Annotated in this window: 12 protein-coding genes and 1 pseudogene; 7 read left to right on the top strand and 6 right to left on the bottom strand. The window is 72.4% G+C overall.

Features of this window, described 5'->3' with window-relative positions:
* Positions 1-121: 121 nt before the first annotated feature.
* Positions 122-1,306, top strand: coding sequence for a 3-hydroxy-9,10-secoandrosta-1,3,5(10)-triene-9,17-dione monooxygenase oxygenase subunit (gene hsaA, locus IEZ03_RS32395; RefSeq protein ID WP_184887833.1), 1,185 nt, complete (start codon positions 122-124; stop codon positions 1,304-1,306).
* A gap of 7 nt (positions 1,307-1,313) precedes the next feature.
* Here the strand turns inward: hsaA and IEZ03_RS38315 are convergent, their stop codons facing one another.
* The 4 genes and pseudogenes from IEZ03_RS38315 to IEZ03_RS32410 form a co-directional block, all read right to left on the bottom strand.
* A complete protein-coding gene (locus tag IEZ03_RS38315) occupies positions 1,314-1,517 on the bottom strand; it encodes a hypothetical protein (RefSeq protein WP_221480869.1) in 204 nt (67 codons plus the stop codon).
* Positions 1,518-1,584: 67 nt separating this feature from the next.
* Positions 1,585-2,001: pseudogene (locus IEZ03_RS38925) on the bottom strand (DUF2254 family protein); the annotation flags it as partial.
* 110 nt (positions 2,002-2,111) lie between these two features.
* Complete coding sequence (locus IEZ03_RS32405) at positions 2,112-3,308, bottom strand: alpha/beta hydrolase family protein (RefSeq protein ID WP_184887831.1); 1,197 nt, start codon at positions 3,306-3,308, stop codon at positions 2,112-2,114.
* Entirely contained in the window at positions 3,305-4,813 is a 1,509-nt protein-coding gene (locus IEZ03_RS32410) for an FAD-dependent oxidoreductase (protein WP_184887829.1), read from the bottom strand. The genes IEZ03_RS32405 and IEZ03_RS32410 overlap by 4 nt, the downstream gene beginning before the upstream one ends.
* A gap of 193 nt (positions 4,814-5,006) precedes the next feature.
* Here IEZ03_RS32410 and IEZ03_RS32415 point away from each other — a divergent pair, with 193 nt between their 5' ends.
* Positions 5,007-5,627 carry a TetR/AcrR family transcriptional regulator gene (locus IEZ03_RS32415; protein ID WP_184887827.1) on the top strand — a complete coding sequence of 207 codons (621 nt, stop codon included), beginning with the start codon at positions 5,007-5,009 and terminating at the stop codon, positions 5,625-5,627.
* Positions 5,628-5,700: 73 nt separating this feature from the next.
* Entirely contained in the window at positions 5,701-6,477 is a 777-nt protein-coding gene (locus IEZ03_RS32420; protein ID WP_184887825.1) for an SDR family oxidoreductase, read from the top strand.
* A gap of 54 nt (positions 6,478-6,531) precedes the next feature.
* Here the strand turns inward: IEZ03_RS32420 and IEZ03_RS32425 are convergent, their stop codons facing one another.
* Positions 6,532-7,452 carry a 3-oxoacyl-ACP reductase gene (locus IEZ03_RS32425; RefSeq protein WP_184887823.1) on the bottom strand — a complete coding sequence of 307 codons (921 nt, stop codon included), beginning with the start codon at positions 7,450-7,452 and terminating at the stop codon, positions 6,532-6,534.
* Positions 7,453-7,620: 168 nt separating this feature from the next.
* Between IEZ03_RS32425 and IEZ03_RS32430 the strand changes: the two genes are divergently transcribed.
* From IEZ03_RS32430 to IEZ03_RS32440, 3 genes are all read left to right on the top strand, one after another.
* A complete protein-coding gene (locus IEZ03_RS32430) occupies positions 7,621-9,819 on the top strand; it encodes an acyl-CoA dehydrogenase family protein (RefSeq protein WP_184887821.1) in 2,199 nt (732 codons plus the stop codon).
* A 149-nt stretch (positions 9,820-9,968) separates the two neighbouring features.
* A complete protein-coding gene (locus IEZ03_RS32435) occupies positions 9,969-11,390 on the top strand; it encodes an ATP-binding protein (protein WP_344209646.1) in 1,422 nt (473 codons plus the stop codon).
* Between the two features lie 178 nt (positions 11,391-11,568).
* Positions 11,569-12,366 carry an SDR family oxidoreductase gene (locus tag IEZ03_RS32440; RefSeq protein ID WP_184887819.1) on the top strand — a complete coding sequence of 266 codons (798 nt, stop codon included), beginning with the start codon at positions 11,569-11,571 and terminating at the stop codon, positions 12,364-12,366.
* A 20-nt stretch (positions 12,367-12,386) separates the two neighbouring features.
* On the opposite strand, the gene casG is transcribed toward IEZ03_RS32440, so the two are convergent.
* Positions 12,387-13,988 carry a steroid-24-oyl-CoA synthetase gene (gene casG / locus IEZ03_RS32445; RefSeq protein ID WP_184887817.1) on the bottom strand — a complete coding sequence of 534 codons (1,602 nt, stop codon included), beginning with the start codon at positions 13,986-13,988 and terminating at the stop codon, positions 12,387-12,389.
* Between the two features lie 475 nt (positions 13,989-14,463).
* Between casG and IEZ03_RS32450 the strand changes: the two genes are divergently transcribed.
* Entirely contained in the window at positions 14,464-15,867 is a 1,404-nt protein-coding gene (locus IEZ03_RS32450; protein ID WP_184887815.1) for an ABC transporter substrate-binding protein, read from the top strand.
* Positions 15,868-15,879 lie beyond the last annotated feature (12 nt).

The raw sequence follows: 15,879 nt of genomic DNA on the forward strand, positions 1-15,879 counted from the left end.
CGTTAGGTCGCAGGTCACCGTCAGGGCCGGGAGGTCCCGCTGGCCGGGACGCCCGTGCCCGTGCCGATCCGCCGACATGGTCTCCTGCAAGGGCCGGAGTAGGGAAGACGGGAGCGTCTCGATGAGTGGCAGTGAACCGGGGAGGAACGAGGTCCTGGAGGGCGTGCGGGAGCTGCTGCCCGGCATCGCCGAGCGGGCCAGGTCCGTGGACGAGAAGGGCCGGATCCCCGCCGAGACCATCCGGGAGCTCACCGCGGCCGGGGTGTTCCGCATGCTGCAGCCCACCCGCTACGGCGGCGCCGAAGGCGATCCGGTCGCCTTCTACGAGGTCATCCGGGCGATCTCCGGCGTGTGCGGCTCGACCGGCTGGGTCGCGGCCATCCTCGGCGTGCACTCCTGGCATCTCGGCCTGTTCACGGACGAGGCGCAGCGCGAGGTGTGGGACGCCGGGCCGGACACCCTCGTCGCCTCGTCCTACGCCCCCATCGGGCGGCTCACCCCCGTGGACGGCGGCTACGAGGTGACGGGACGCTGGTCGTTCTCGTCCGGTGTCGAGTTCACCTCCTGGGCGCTGCTCGGCGCGCTCGTCGTGGGGGCGGAGGGCCGTCCCGTCGACTTCATGACGGTGCTCGTCCCGAAGGACGACTACGAGGTCCACGAGGTGTGGGACTCGATGGGCCTGCGCGGCACCGCCAGCGACGACATCGTGGTCGAGGGGGCGTTCGTCCCCGCGCACCGCGCGATGCGCAACTTCGAGCAGGCGCAGCTGCGCAACCCCGGCCGCAGGGTCAACACCGGCCCGCTGTACCGGATGCCGTTCGGGACGATCTTCACCAGCACGGTCACCGCCAGCGTGATCGGGATGGCGGCCGGCTGCCACGACCGGTACGTGGAGCGGATGCGCGACCGGCTCCGGCTGAGCCTCGGCGGCGGACGGTTCGTCGAGGACCAGTTCGCGCAGGTCGCCGTCGCCCGCGCCGCGTCCGAGATCGACGCGGCGATCCTGCAGACCGACCGGAACATCCGGGACGTCCACGCGTACGCGGTGCGCAACGAGAAGATCCCGATGGAGCTGCGGCTGCGCGCCCGCCGCGACCAGGTCCGCGGCACCGAACGCGCCATCGAGGCCATCGACATCCTGTTCAAGACCGCCGGCGGCAACTCCCTGCAACGCGGCAACCCCATCGAGCGCGCCTGGCGCGACGCCCACGCGGGCAGCCTCCACGTCGCCAACGAGGTCGAGCACGCCCTGTCGATGTGGGGCCGCGGCATCTTCGGCCTGAAGGTCGAGGACAACCTCGTCTGACCCAGGGCTACCCCGCGGCGCCGGATCGGGAGGCGGGGTTCTCGTGGTCCGCCGGGTCGGTCGACTCGCTCGCGATGGCGCGGAGCCGGTTCCTGTCCTCCGGGCGCATGCCCGGCTCCTCCTCGAGCGCTTCGAGGAGGAGCCGCATCTGGCGGCGCAGCGCCGGGACGTGCTCGGGGCGGCCGGCGTCCTCCACGTGCTGGATCAGCATCCGCAGGATCCGCAGCAGCGCGGCGACGACGTGCGGCTGGGAGACCGAAGATCCTGGGGGCGGGCGCCGACGACTCCGCGTCGATGTGCCGCAGGGCCAGCACGCTGAAGACGAACGTGCCGACCAGGAGCCCGACGACCACCTGGCTCAGCCGGTCCCGGATGAACGAGCGCATCACCCGCGGCGAGAACTGGCTGCTCGCCAGCTGCAGGCTCACGACCGTCAGCGAGAACACCACCCCGGCGGTGGTGATCGTGGCGCCCGCCACGGTGCTCAGCAGCCACGTCGCCGCGTTGCTGTTCATGTCGACGGTCGCGGGGATGTGCCTCTCCGTCCCGATGCGCCCGTCGATGGCGGCCGTGACCTCCACCGCCACCAGGCCGCCGACCACGACGAGCGCCGGAAGCAGGAACAGGCTCTCCCGGAAGCGGTACATCTCCGCGGACAGCCTCAGGCCGAACACCAGTCCTTTGCGCGCCCTCATCCCGTCATGCTCGCCTCACCGGCGCCGCCGAAACGGCCTGCCGCGTGCCCGGGCGCCCTCCGCGAGTGCGCGGCCTCGTTCCTTCCCGGCGACGAGGCCACGCGCTCGGGTCAGCAGGCGCTCGGCGGGGTGCGCCCGGCGCGGAGGTCCTGCACGTAGTTCAGGGCCTCCTCGAAGGAGACGTCCAGGAGGCCGCGGTGGTCGGCGCCCTCGAACTCGCCGTACGTGACGCCGCCGTACCTCGTGCAGAGGTCGGCCACCACGGTCTTGGTCGCGCCCGGCGTGACCTGCGTGTCGGTCAGGCCCTGGAGGACGAACGTGGGGACCTTCAGGTTCAGGCCGAGCGGCTCCTGCGAGCGGAGGTAGTCCTCCAGCGGGGTGAGGTCCGCGTCCGCGCGGAACACCTTCTCCGGCGGCAGGTCCGCGCTCAGCTCCCTGAGCTGGGCCGTGCACGCGCTGGTGCGGGTCGCCCCGACGAGCGGGGCGGCCTCCTCGGTCACCAGGTCCTCCGGCACGAGCGACGGGTCGGCGGCCTGCGAGCCGGTGAGCATGACGAACAGGAACGGCAGTGCGCCCTGCGCGCCCGGCAGCCCGGCCCTGACGTAGCCGGGGGTCTGGCTGATGAACGAGCCGGGGGCCAGCGCCAGGGAGCCCTTGAGCCGGACGTCCCGCGGCGTCTGCCGCTGCGCGGCGCTGAACAGGGCCGCCTGGCCGCCCTGGCTGTGCCCGGCCGCGTACCAGTCGCGTCCGATGCGCCGGTCCATGTCGCGGGCGGCGCGCACGATGTCGACGACGGTGTTGGCGTGGCTGACACCGTTCATGTACGGGTGGCCGCCCAGGGTGCCGAGGCCCTCGTAGTCGGTCTGCACGACGGCGTAGCCGTGGGACACCCACTTGTCGAGGTACCGCTCGCTGTAGGCGAGGTAGTCGTGGGCCGGGCCGGTCGGGGTGTCGGCGGACGGGGCGCACACGTCCGCGGTCCCGGTCGTCCCGTGCGCCCAGCTGAGCACGGGCCAGCCGCCGCGCGGCGCCGGGCCCTTGGGGATCGCGACGGTGCCGGTCACGGTGATCCGCTTCCCGCCCACGCCCTCCGACGTGTAGGTGATCTTCCGGTTGACGGCGGCGCTGGGCAGCGCGGCCGCGTTCGTCAGCGGTGCGGTGTGCAGCAGGCGGCCGCGGTGCCCGGGTGGCACACCCTGACCGCCGTGCTCTCCGGCCTGTGCCGGGACGGCCACGACGCCGGCCGTCCCGGCGAGGGTGACGGCCGCGGTGGCCAGGCCCGCCGCGCGCCTCCTGACAGATCTCATGTGTGATCCCTCCTGATCTCCTGGACCGCGCGGTAGGCGAACGCCATCGCCGTCGCGATCGGAATGCCCGGCCCGGGGTAGACCGGGCCGGTGAACGAGGCACTGGTGTTGCCCGCGGCGTAGAGCCCGGGGACGGGACGGCCCGAGCCGTCCAGGACGCGGCCGTCCGGGTCGGTGCGCAGCCCGCCCTTCGTGCCGAGGTCGCTCAGGACGACCTTCGCCGCGTAGTACGGCGGCCGGTCGACCGCCGCGAGGCAGGACCCGCCGCCGGAGAAGTAGCGGTCGTAGGGGTCCTCGCCGCGGTGGAAGTCCTCGTCCACGCCCTTCTCCGCGAAGCCGTTGAAACGCTCCACCGTCGCGGTGAGCGCGTCCGCCGGGAGCCCGATCCGGGCGGCCAGCTCGGCGAGCGTGTCCGCCCGGACCCACGCGCCCGAGGCGAGCTGGTCGTCCGGCACCAGGGGCGGGACGGAGATCGCCGGCAGCCCGCCGGACCGCGCGTCGAAGACCAGGTGGAAGGGGCCCTGCGCGGCGGCCATCCGCCGCCCCATCTGGTCGTAGGGCAGCGACTCGTTGGCGAAGCGGCGGCCCGACCCGTCCACGATGAGCCCGCCGCGGAAGCCGAGCGTGAACGCCGGCCGCCCGTCCGGGGCGAGGAGGCCGGGGCAGAACCACGCCTGGTCGAGCAGCCCGGTTGCGGCGCCGATCCGCACGGCCGCCGCGATGGCGTCGCCGGTGTTCGCGCCGCCCGGGGCCATCGTCCACTCCGCGCCGCCCGGCACGCCCCGCTCGCCGCGCAGCGCGGCGGACGACTCGAAACCGCCGGCGGCCAGCAGCACCCCGCGCGACGCCCGCAGCCGGACGGGGCCGTCCGCCGTCACCGCCCGCACGCCCGTTACCCGGCCGTCCTCGACGACGAGGCCGGTCAGCGCGGTCCCGGTGCGGACGGTGCCGTTGCCGGTCGCGGTGAGCGCCAGCAGCAGCCGCCCGATCAGTGCCCGGCCCTGCGCCATCGGCTTCGCCGAGTGCCCCCGGCCCGCGCGGTCCCGGTCGACCGGCGGGCGGACGAGCCCCGCCAGGTCGCCGAGCCGCTCCACCGGCAGATCGAGGGGGACGAACGACCGTCCCATGTCCAGGCGGCCGGGCGCGTCGAAGTAGTCGGGGAACGCCCGCCACTCGAACTCGATCGCCGGGTCCCGCTCCAGGAAGTCCACCAGTTCCGGCGCCGTCTCCAGGAACGCCTCCCGGTGCGCGGCGGTGCCGTCGCCGAGCAAGGCCCGCAGGTAGGTGCGCGCCGACTCGGCCGAGTCGCCGATCCCGGCCCGCGCCTGCACCCGCGTCCCCGGCAGCCAGATCGCCGACCCCGAGTACGCGGACGTCCCGCCGAGCAGGTCCGTCTTCTCCAGGACGGCCGTCCGCAGCCCGCCCGAAGCCGCCGCGAACGCACCGGCCATCGCCCCGGCGCCCGACCCGGCCACCACCACGTCGTACTCGTCGTCCCACGTCACGCGACGCCTCCAGCCTCCGGGAACCTGACGCGGGCACACCGTAGGCGCGGCCTCTCCGCCGGAGGCCGTCCCGTCCCACTGACCGGTATCGCCGATCGCGGGGACGGCCGTGACTCTGGATATTGTTCCGTGTCAGGGCGGGACCGGCCGGCACTCGGCTGGTCAGCGTGCAGAAGGACCCGGGGGGAGGACCGTGGCGAGGATCGCAGCGGGCAGGCTGTCCGCCGAACCGAGCTCACCGGAGCAGCACGACCGGCGGCAGCGCATCCTGCGGGCCGCGTCCCGCATCGGCGCGGACAAGCCCCTCGAACGCGTGCAGATGCACGAGGTGGCGAAGGCGGCGGGGGTGGCGATCGGCACCCTCTACCGGTACTTCCCGTCGAAGGTGCACCTGTTCACCGCGGTGATGGCGGCGCAGGTCGACCGGCTCCGCGACCAGGTCACCGAACCCGCGCCCAGCACCGCCCCCGAGGACGCGGTCGCCGACCTTCTGGTGCAGGCCAGCCGGCACCTGCTGGCGCAGCCGCTCCTGTCGACGTCGATGCTGCACGCGTCGAACACCGCGCACGTCGCGACCGTCGCCGACACCGCCCACATCGACAACACCTTCCGCGACATCCTGCTGCGCGCCGTGGGCATCGAGGACCCCACCGCGCAGGACGTCACCCTCGTCCGGCTGCTGATGCAGTGCTGGTACGGGGTGCTCCAGTCGAGCCTGAACGGACGCGCGTCCATGGCCGACGTGGAAAGCGACATCCGGCTGGCCTGCCGGCTGCTGCTGGCGCCCCGCTCGAACGCCGCCGCCTCCCGGTGACCGGGCCGGTCCCGGTGGCCGTGCCGGGACGCGGCACCCGGCGGCGGCGCACACCTCCAGAAGGGACCCCCACATGGCACGGACCATCGCCGTCAGCGGCTCGGCGTCCGGCATCGGCCAGGCCCTCGCCTCGATGCTCCGCGACGCGGGCGACACCGTCATCGGGATCGACCTGCGCGATGCCGACGTCCGTGCCGACCTCGGCGGCCCCGAAGGCCGGTCGCGGGCGGTCGCCGAGGTGCTCGACCTCTCCGGCGGGACGCTGGACGCGGTCGTCGCCTGCGCAGGCGTCTCCGACTTCACCGTCCTCCCCGTCAAGGTCAACTACTTCGGAGCGGTCGCGCTGCTGGACGGCCTGCGCCCCGCCCTCGCCCGCGCCGCGGCGCCCCGCGCCGCCGTCGTCGGCTCCATCGCCGGAACCCACCCGGTGGACGAGGCCGTCGTCCGCGCCTGCCTGGACGGCGACGAGGCCGCGGCGCTGCGGGCGGCCGCGAAGGTCGTCGAGGCCGGTGCCGGGAGCCAGACGTACTCGTCCTCGAAGTCGGCGCTCGCCCAGTGGCTGCGCCGCGCCTGCGTCACCCCGGAGTGGGCGGGCGCGGGCATCCCGCTGAACGCGATCGCGCCCGGCGTCGTCCGGACACCGATGACCGAGCCGCTGTTCGCCGACGAGGCCATGTTCCAGATCATGAACGAGGCCGTTCCGATGCCGCTGAACGGCTACGCCGACGCCGAGGTGATCGCCGAGGCGCTGCGCTGGCTGATCTCCCCGGTCAACACCCACATGACCGGCCAGGTCATCTACGTGGACGGCGGCGCCGAGCCGGCACTGCGCGACCCCGGGGTCTTCTGAGTACACCGATGGCCGCCCCTTCGCGCCTCGGGGCGGCCATCGGCGGTTCCGGGGTCAGTGCTTGGCGGTGCCGGTGTCGTCGAGCGCGGCGACGCCGTAGGCGGCGTAGGTCTGGTGCGGGTCGCGGCCCTCGAAGTAGGGGGTGATCTGCTCCCCGAACTCCGCGACGGAGAAGACGCCGTCCGCGGCGGTGAACTTCCGCTCCACCGCCGGCGCGGCCATCAGCGCCACCATGTCGCCGTAGACGACGAACACCTGCCCGGTGATCTTCTCGGCCGCGGGGGACGCCAGGTAGCCGACGAACGACCCGACCCGCTCGGGCGCCATCACGTCGAGCCCGCCGGGGGAGGTGCCCTCACCGAACGTCGCCTCGGTCATCGCCGTGCGGGCGCGGGGGCAGATCGCGTTGGCCCGCACCCCGTACCGGCCGAGGCCCGCGGACGTCGACAGGGTGAGCGCCACGATGCCTGCCTTCGCCGCCGAGTAGTTCGGCTGGCCCGCCGACCCGAACAGGAACGCCTCCGACGCCGTGTTGACCACCCGCCCGTAGACCGGGCCGCCGGCGGCCTTGCTCGCCGCGCGCCAGTGCACGGCGGCGGCGCGGGACACGGCCGCGTGCCCTTTCAGATGGACGCGGATGACGTCGTCCCAGTCCTGCTCGGACAGGTTGAACAGCATCTTGTCGCGCAGCACGCCCGCGTTGTTGACGACGATGTCCAGGGAGCCGAACGTGTCGACGGCGGCCGACACCAGCGTGTCGCCCATCGACCAGTCGCCGACGTCCCCGGTCACCGCGACGGCCTTGCCGCCCGCCGCCGCGATCTCGGCGACGACGTCGTCGGCGGCCGGGCCGATGTCGTTGACGACGACGCCCGCGCCCTGCGCCGCCAGCGCGAGCGCCTCGGCGCGGCCGAGCCCGGCGCCCGCGCCGGTGACGACGGCGGTACGGCCCGCCAGGGAGAGGTCAGCGTTCATCGGAGCCTCCGGGTCGGTGTTCAGATGGCACGCCGGAGGCTAGTACGTATTCTAGTTTTGTCTCCGGTGCGGTCCCGCTGAGCGGGTCGCGCGCCCGCCCTGAACGGCCTGGACCGCTCAGTGAGACGCCGCCCGCCACGAGATCAGAACGAATTCTAGTCTCGTCGCATGACCATCGGACTGACGGAGGAGCACCGCGACCTGCGCGACGCCGTCCGCGCCTTCACCTCCCGGCAGATGACGCGGACGGTGGTGCGCGCCGCCGTGGACGCCGAACGGGAGAAGCTCCCGGCGTTCTGGGACGACCTCGCCGCGCAGGGGCTGCTCGGCCTGCACCTTCCGGAGAACGCGGGCGGTGCGGGCTTCGGCATGGTCGAGCTGGCCATCGTCGTGGAGGAACTGGGACGCGCCATCGCCCCGGGCCCGTTCCTGCCGACCGTGCTGGCGAGTGCCGTCCTGCACCGGGCGGGACACGCGGAGCACCTGCCCCTGCTGGCCGACGGCACGAAGGCCGGCGCGGTCGGCCTGGAGGCGGGCGGACTGGCGCTGTCGCGCTCCGGCAGCGAGGTCACGCTGACCGGCACGTCCGGCCCGGTCATGGGGCCCTCGCCGGCGGACGTCCTTGTGCTGCCCGCGAAGGACGGCGACGGGACGGCCTGGATCGTCGTGCCCCGGGACCGCGTCAAGGTGCACGAACTGCCCGGCCACGACCTGACCCGCCGCCTGGCCAGGATTGAGTCCGAAAACACAACTATCCCGGCCCGTTCAGTCCTGAACTTGGACTCACAGGACGTCCGTGATCTCGCGGCGGTCCTCTTCGCGGCCGAGGCGTCCGGCCTGGCCGACTGGGCGACGTACACCGCCGCCGAGTACGCCAAGGTCCGCGAGCAGTTCGGCCGGCCGATCGGCCAGTTCCAGGGCGTCAAACACCGCTGCGCCCGCATGCTCGCCCACGCCGAGCAGGCCCGCGCCTGCGCCTGGGACGCCGCCCGCGCCCAGGACGAGACCCGCGGGCGGAGGCCGGGGAGCGACCCGCGGGAGGCCGCGCTCGCCGCCGCTGTGGCGGGGGCGACCAGCGTGCAGGCCGCGTTCCAGGTCGCCAAGGACTGCATCCAGACCCTCGGCGGCATCGGCTTCACCTGGGAGCACGACGCGAGCCTCTGCCTGCGCCGCGCGCAGACGCTCCGGATCCTGCTCGGCCCGACCGCGCGCTGGCGCCGCCGCGTCGCGCGCCTCACGCTGGACGGTGTCCGCCGCGAGCTTGCCGTCGAGTTGCCGCCCGAGGCCGGGCGGATCCGCGCCGAGGTCCGCGCCGAACTGGAACCGGCCAAGGCCCTGGACGGCACGGAGCGCCGCACGTATCTCGCAGACCGCGGTTACACGTCCCCGCACCTGCCCGTCCCGTGGGGGAAGGGCGCCGACGCGGTCACCCAGCTCGTCATCGCCGAGGAGATGCGCGCCGCCGGGCTCCGCGCGCACGACATGGTCATCGGCAACTGGGTGGTGCCGACGCTGATCGAGCACGGCTCGCCCGCCCAGCATGAGCGGTTCCTGCCCGGGTCGCTGCGCGGCGCCATCCGCTGGTGCCAGCTGTTCTCCGAGCCCGGCGCCGGCTCCGACCTCGCCGCCCTGTCCACCCGGGCGGAGAAGGTCGAGGGCGGCTGGGAGGTCACCGGGCAGAAGGTGTGGACGTCCATGGCCCGCGAGGCCGACTGGGGGATCCTGCTGGCGCGCACCGACCCGTCCGTCCCCAAGCACAAGGGTCTGTCGTACTTCCTGCTCGACATGAGCTCGCCCGGCATCGACATCCGCCCGTTGCGCGAGCTGACCGGCGACACCCTGTTCAACGAGGTCTTCCTCGACGGCGTGTTCATCCCGGACGACCTGCTCGTCGCCGCCCCCGGCGACGGCTGGAAGCTCGCCCGCACGACCCTCGCGAACGAGCGGGTGTCGCTGTCCAACGACTCGTCCCTCGGCAGCGGCGGCGAGGCACTGCTCGAACTGGCCGCCGGAGGGGCGGACGACGAGCGCCTCACCACCCTCGGCGGCATCCTCTGCGACGCCCAGTCCAGCAGCCTGTTCGGCCTGCGCACCACGCTGCGCTCCCTCGCGGGCGGGCAGCCCGGCGCCGAGTCCAGCATCGGCAAGCTGATCGGCGTCGAGCACATGCAGCAGGTGTGGGAGACCGCCGTCGACTGGATCGGCCCGGACGCGCTCACCGGCGAGAGTGAGGGCGGCATGGGCGACCCGACCTGGATGTTCCTGAACTCCCGGAACCTGTCGATCGCGGGCGGCACGACGGACGTGCAACTGAACATCATCGCCGAGCGCCTCCTCGGCCTCCCCCGCGACCCGATGGCGCCCTGACACCCGACCCGCACTCCGAGACGCGGCCGTGCGGCGTGGACGCGGCCTCGGCGTCGCCCGCCGGGTCACCGAGCGGGGGGCGGCAGCCTGCGTCCCGAGCTATGTAGACTGAATCTACCTAGATCTCGTCTACATAGTTCGGAGCTACCGTGTTCATCGGCAGGAAGACCGAACTGGCGCTGCTGGCGAAGCGGATGGATCGAGTCACCGCCGCGGGGAGTGGAACGGCCGTCGCCATCCGGGGCCGCCGCCAGGTGGGCAAGTCGCGGCTCGTCCAGGAGTTCTGCGACCTGTCCGAAGTGCCCTACGTCTTCTCCACGGCCACCAAGGGAGCCTCGCCCATCGAGGCGGTGGCCGCGTTCCTGCGCGACCTCAAAGAGTCGGCCCTGCCGGCCGACCCCGAAATCGTCCCGCTCCTGGACAACGGCAGTTGGCCGGACGCACTCCGGATCCTGGCCTCGACCCTCCCCGGCAGGCCGTCGATCGTCGTCCTGGACGAGCTGCCATGGCTGGCCGAACAGGACCCGCTGTTCGACGGCGCACTGCAAACGGCATGGGACCGACTGCTGTCGTCCAAGCCCGTCCTTCTCCTGCTGCTCGGTTCCGACATCCACATGATGGAAAGGCTCACCGCCTACGACCGGCCTTTCTACGGACGCGCCGACAACCTGGTACTCGGCCCGCTGAACCCGGCCGACACGGGCGAGGCCCTCGGGCTCGACGCGGCGGACGCCATTGACGCGCACCTCGTTTCGGGCGGCCTCCCCGGCATCATCCGCACCTGGCCGCACGGAACACCCGCCCTTGAATTCATCGAAATGGAATGCGCCGACCCGGCTGCGGCACTTTTCAACGTCCCGGAAGCGTCCCTGCTGGCCGAATTCCCCAACCCCGACATCTCCCGCCGCGTTCTGGAAGCCGTCGGCGCCGGCGACCGGACCCACGCCAACATTGCCGCAAGCGCCGGCAGCCGCGAAGGAGTCCTGGCCTCGGGAACCCTCTCACCGCTCCTGCGCCGCCTCACCAACGAGAAGAACGTCCTCGCCGTTGACGAGCCCTTGTCCACCAGACCGGGAAAGCCTGCCCTCTACCGGGTCGCGGACAGCAACCTGCGCCTCTACCTGACCGCTTTGCGAGCGGCACACGAACAGGCCCGCCGAGGCCGCCCCGAAGCGGGGTTCCGCCTTGTCCGGCGCCGCTGGACGTCCTGGCGCGGGCGGGCCGTCGAGCCTCTGATCCGCCAAGCCCTCGAACTGGCGGACCTGCCCTGGCCGGACGTCGAAACGGTAGGCGGATGGTGGAATCGCCAGTTCAACCCCGAGATCGACCTCATCGGCGCGGACCGAGCGCCAGTCGCGGACCGCATCTGCTTCGCCGGCTCGATCAAATGGCTCAACAGCCCTTTCGACGCCCACGACCTGGCCGAACTCCGCCGTTCCACAGTCCAGGTCCCCGGCCTGGACCCGGCAACGACCGCGCTGGTGGCAGTCTCCCTTTCGGGCGTGGACGCCACCGACCCGATCGACCTGGTCTGGACGCCCCGAGACGTCGTCGCGGCCTGGCGCCCCTGATTCACCAGGTGACCGGTGGTGCGGCACCGGGCCATGGCGCTTGCGCCACCGGCCCGCCTTGCGGTGGCCGGTTCGACGCCGGGGTGATGTCACTTTTCGGATGCCCGTGGAGTCGTGAGGGCACGGGCAGGAGAACAAAGCTCATGCGGCTTTCGGGCCGGGCACCTTTGGAGGAATCATGGCGTCACCCATTCTGGTCACCGGTGGTACGGGCACGCTCGGGCGGCACGTCGTCCCGCTTCTGCGCGAAGCCGGACGTGACGTGCGGGTGCTCAGCCGGCGCGGCCGTGAGCCCGCGGACGGCATCGAGTACGTGACCGGTGACCTGCTGAAGGACGAGGGCATCGAGGCGGCCGTCGCCGGTTCGGAGATCGTCGTCCATCTCGCGGGCGGCGCCAAGGGCGACGACGAGGCGACCCGGAACCTGGTGCGGGCATCCGCGCGGGCGGAGGTGAAGCACCTGGTGTTCATCTCGGTCATCGGCGCCGACAGGGTCCCGCTGGCCTGGCTGAAGACCCAGCTGGACGCGGAGCGGGCCGTGATCGACTCCGGTGTGCCGTGGACGATCCAGCGTGCCGCCCAGTTCCACGACCTCGTCCTGAAGGTCGTGCGGAGCATGGCGAGGCTCCCGGTCGTCCCGAACCCGGGCGGCCTCCGGTTCCAGCCGGTCGACGCGCGCGATGTCGCCGTGCGGATCGCCGGCCTGGCGCTCGGTGAGCCGGCCGGGCGGGTGCCCGACCTCGCCGGGCCGGAGGTCTACGGGATGGGCGAGCTGGTCCGCGGATACCTCAGGGCGCGCGGCAAGCGCCGTCCGACCATGCCCGTCCGCATACCGGGAAAGGCCGGCCGCGCCTACCGCGCCGGCGACAACCTGGCCCTGGAGGGCGCCGACCACGGCACCCGCACATGGGAGGACTTCCTCCACGAGGAGGTCGGCGCCGGCCCGGCCCGTCCGGCGACCTCCGCGAGCGCGTAGCCGCGCCCGGCGCCGCCGGGTCAGGCGATGCCGTCCTCGATCTGCTTGCGGAGGACCTTGCCGGTGGCGTTCCGGGGCAGCGGGTCGGTCGTCACATGCCAGCGGGACGGCACCTTGAAGTAGGCGAGGCGTTCCTTCGCGAAGGCCGTCAGGTCCTCCACGGAGGGCGCGGCGCCGGTGAACACGGCGACCGCCGCGACCTCCTGGCCCAGATCCGGGTGGGGGATGCCGACGACGGCGCATTCCCGCAGGCCCGGGTACTCGGCGAGGACGTTCTCGATCTCGATCGGGTAGACGTTCTCGCCGCCGCGGATGATCAGGTCGGAGCGGCGGGTGGTGAGCCGCAGCCGGCCCTGCTCCAGGACGCCGATGTCGCCGGTGCGCAGCCAGCGGTCGCCGTCGATGGCGGCCTCGGTGGCCTCGGGGTCCCGCCAGTAGCCGATCATGTTGTAGGCGCTGCGGGCGCACACCTCGCCCTCGACGCCCTCCGGAACCGGCCTGCCCTCGGGGTCGCGGATCTCCAGCTGGACGCCGAGGTTCGCGCGGCCGAGCGTCCCGGGCGCCTCGGCGAGGTCCATGGGGGTGGCGACGGAGATGGCGGTGCACGACTCCGTCAGCCCGTAGCTGTCGACCAGGGCGCCGCGCGCCGGCGGGAACACCGCCCGGAGCCGCTCCTTGAAGGCGGGTGAGGACGGCGCGGACGCCAGCGCGAACGCGGTGAGGGACGACAGGTCGTACTTCGCCAGGTCGCCGTGCTCCATGATGCGGTTCGCCATCGTGGGCACGGCGCCCCAGTTCGTCACCCGCTCCTTCTCGATCAGGCTGAGCACCCTGTCCACGTCGAACCCGCCCTCGGTCATGACGACCGCGGTACCGCCGGCGAGCCGCGGGACGGCCAGGTTGTGCAGGGACGCGATGTGGAACAGCGGCAGGGCGAGCAGGTAGCGGCGCGTCGACGGGTCGATGCCGAACACGCCCATCATCGCGTCGTTGTACCGGTGGTACTCGATCACCGAGGCCAGGTTGCGGTGCGAGTGGACGGCCCCCTTGGGGCGTCCGGACGTGCCGCTCGTGTAGAGGATGACCGCCGGGTCGTCCTCGGCGACGTCCGGGACGTCCAGCTCCGCGCCCGGGTAGCGCGACGTCAGCGACGGGACGTCCTTCTCGACCGTCAGGACGTCCTCGGAGATCAGCGCGGCCCGCTTGGCGTCCGCGATCACGATCTTCGGGTCGGTGTGGCCCAGCGCGTACTCGATCTCCCGCGGCGTCCACCAGGCGTTGTAGCCGACCGGGACGGCGCCGGCGGCGATCGCCGCCCAGAAGGAGGCGATCCATTCCGGGCTGTTGGCGGCGTTGATCGCGATGCGGTCGCCCGGCCGCACTCCGAGGTCGTCGCGCAGCGCCTTCGCCATGGAGGCGACGGCGGCGGCATGCTCGGCGAAGCTCATCCGGCGGGAGGCGGTGACGATGTAGTCGCGGTCGCCGTAGGACGCCGAACGGGCGAGCACCTCGCCGAGGCTCCGGGCGCGGCCGGCGAACACGGGCAGCCGGGTGCCGAGCACGTCCTCCTCGCGCATCTCGAACTCTCCGCCGGGACCGGTCAGCTTCTCGACGATCTCCATCGGGACCCCTCCTCCTCGCCGGACCGTTCATTGTCGGCCCACGAATCGTGGGATTCACCTGCGGATTCCGCTCAGCGGGACGGCCCCTCGGGGCCGGACCGCTCCCGGTGAGCGGGACTGTCCCCCTGGGGTGCGCCACGTCACATCACCATGACCGTCACCAGGACTGCGTAGTCCGGACCTGCCGGAACGGCGGGCGGACCGGGCTGTGCGCGAAGCAGTACTGAGCGGAGTGGCAATGAACGGTTCGAGCGGCAAGGTCGCGATCACCACCGGCGCGGAGCGGGGCGTCCCGCGGGAGGGCGGATCCGGCTGACACCGGCCCCGCCCACGGCGCACCTCGCGCCAGGAACGTTCCACAAGGCACCGGCGGCGCAGCCGCCGCCCACAGCTCCCGGTCCCGCACGCCTCCATGCCCCCCGCCGACATCCCACCCCCACTCGCCGCGCTCCGCGGCGTGAAAGGAGTACGACCGATGAGGGCCGACAAGATAGGACGGATCGCGGCGGGTGCCGTGGCGGTCGCGCTGGTGACCGCGTCCTGTGCCAGTGATCGTTCGGGCGACGACGGAGTGTCCTCCGGCGGCTCGGACGGCAAGCAGGCCGCCTCCGCCTTCGGGACGCTCCAGTCCCCGTGCGGTCCGGGCGACGCCAAGGGCAAGACCGACCAGGGCGTCACCGACGAGCAGATCGCGATCGGGTTCGGCGACGACCGCGGCTTCCCGTCCGCGCCCGGCCTGTCCAAGGAGATGGGCGACGCCGTCGCCGCGATGATCGACTGGTGCAACCAGCAGGGCGGCATCAACGGGCGCGAGATCAAGGGCAACCAGTACGACGCCGCCTACATGCAGTCCGCGAAGGTGATGCAGGAGGCCTGCAAGCAGGACTTCTTCCTCGTCGGGCAGGGCTTCGCGATGGACGAGGCCGCCGAGCAGCACCGGGTGGCGTGCAAGCTGCCGACGGTCGCCGGCTTCACGGTCGGCCCGAACGCCGCGATGGGGCCGATGAAGTACGAGGCCGTCCCGTACCCGGTGGACCTGATGAACATCGCCGGGCTCCGCATCGCCGAGCAGATGTTCCCCGACTTCAAGGACAAGACGGACATCCTGCTGTCCACGTCGCCGGCCGTCAGCGCCGGCACCAACAAGATCACCGGCGCGATGAAGGAAGTCGGCATGGAGCCGATGGAATGCGGCGTCCGGCTGAACGACAAGGGCGAGAGCAGCTACATGCCGTTCGCCGAGAAGATCAAGGACTGCGGTGCCGGGTACCTGTGGTCGTCCGACTCGCCCGACCCCGGGCAGTTCAGCCTGCTGGAGTCGATCGAGCGGGCGGGCGCCGAGCCGAAGTACATCTTCGAGGCGACCTGGTACAGCCAGGCGGTCTCCGGCTGGAACAAGTCGGGCACCGGTGACGGCATGCACATCGGCATGATCTTCCAGCCGCTGGAGAACGCGGACAAGGTCCCCGCGGTCAAGCAGTACGTGGACCTCGTCACGGAGAAGAAGGGCAAGGTCGCCCTGCTCGGCATGCAGGCCGCCTCGTCGTTCCTGCTGTGGGCGCAGGCCGCGGACAAGTGCGGCTCGGACCTGACCCGGCAGTGCGTGATCAACGAGCTGGCCAAGGTGCACGAGTGGACGGGCGGCGGCCTGCACGCGCCGACCGACCCGGGCGCGAACAAGCCCGCGTCGTGCGGGCTGATGGTCAAGCTCACCGGGACGAAGTACGAGCAGATCCACCCGAAGAACGCCGGTGAGTTCCAGTGCGGCCCCGAGTTCGTCGTCGAGATCGACGAGAAGAACTGGGGGACGAAGCTGAACGGCGACCGGATCTCGACGAAGTTCCTGACCGACGACGTCATCAAGCCCCAGTCCTCCTGATCGGCCCGCCGC

The sequence above is a fragment of the Actinomadura livida genome (assembly GCF_014648675.1).
GTDB classification, from domain to species: Bacteria; Actinomycetota; Actinomycetes; order Streptosporangiales; family Streptosporangiaceae; genus Spirillospora; species Spirillospora livida.

What these genes read in the sequence shown, in the direction of transcription:
- IEZ03_RS38315 (WP_221480869.1), bottom strand. Translation starts at nt 1,517, where the DNA reads ATGCTGATCCAGCACGTGGAGGACGCCGGCCGCCCCGAGCACGTCCCG.
- IEZ03_RS32425 (WP_184887823.1), bottom strand. Translation starts at nt 7,452, where the DNA reads ATGAACGCTGACCTCTCCCTGGCGGGCCGTACCGCCGTCGTCACCGGC.
- casG (WP_184887817.1), bottom strand. Translation starts at nt 13,988, where the DNA reads ATGGAGATCGTCGAGAAGCTGACCGGTCCCGGCGGAGAGTTCGAGATG.
- IEZ03_RS32420 (WP_184887825.1), top strand. Translation starts at nt 5,701, where the DNA reads ATGGCACGGACCATCGCCGTCAGCGGCTCGGCGTCCGGCATCGGCCAG.
- IEZ03_RS32450 (WP_184887815.1), top strand. Translation starts at nt 14,464, where the DNA reads ATGAGGGCCGACAAGATAGGACGGATCGCGGCGGGTGCCGTGGCGGTC.
- IEZ03_RS32440 (WP_184887819.1), top strand. Translation starts at nt 11,569, where the DNA reads ATGGCGTCACCCATTCTGGTCACCGGTGGTACGGGCACGCTCGGGCGG.
- IEZ03_RS32405 (WP_184887831.1), bottom strand. Translation starts at nt 3,308, where the DNA reads ATGAGATCTGTCAGGAGGCGCGCGGCGGGCCTGGCCACCGCGGCCGTC.
- IEZ03_RS32430 (WP_184887821.1), top strand. Translation starts at nt 7,621, where the DNA reads ATGACCATCGGACTGACGGAGGAGCACCGCGACCTGCGCGACGCCGTC.
- hsaA (WP_184887833.1), top strand. Translation starts at nt 122, where the DNA reads ATGAGTGGCAGTGAACCGGGGAGGAACGAGGTCCTGGAGGGCGTGCGG.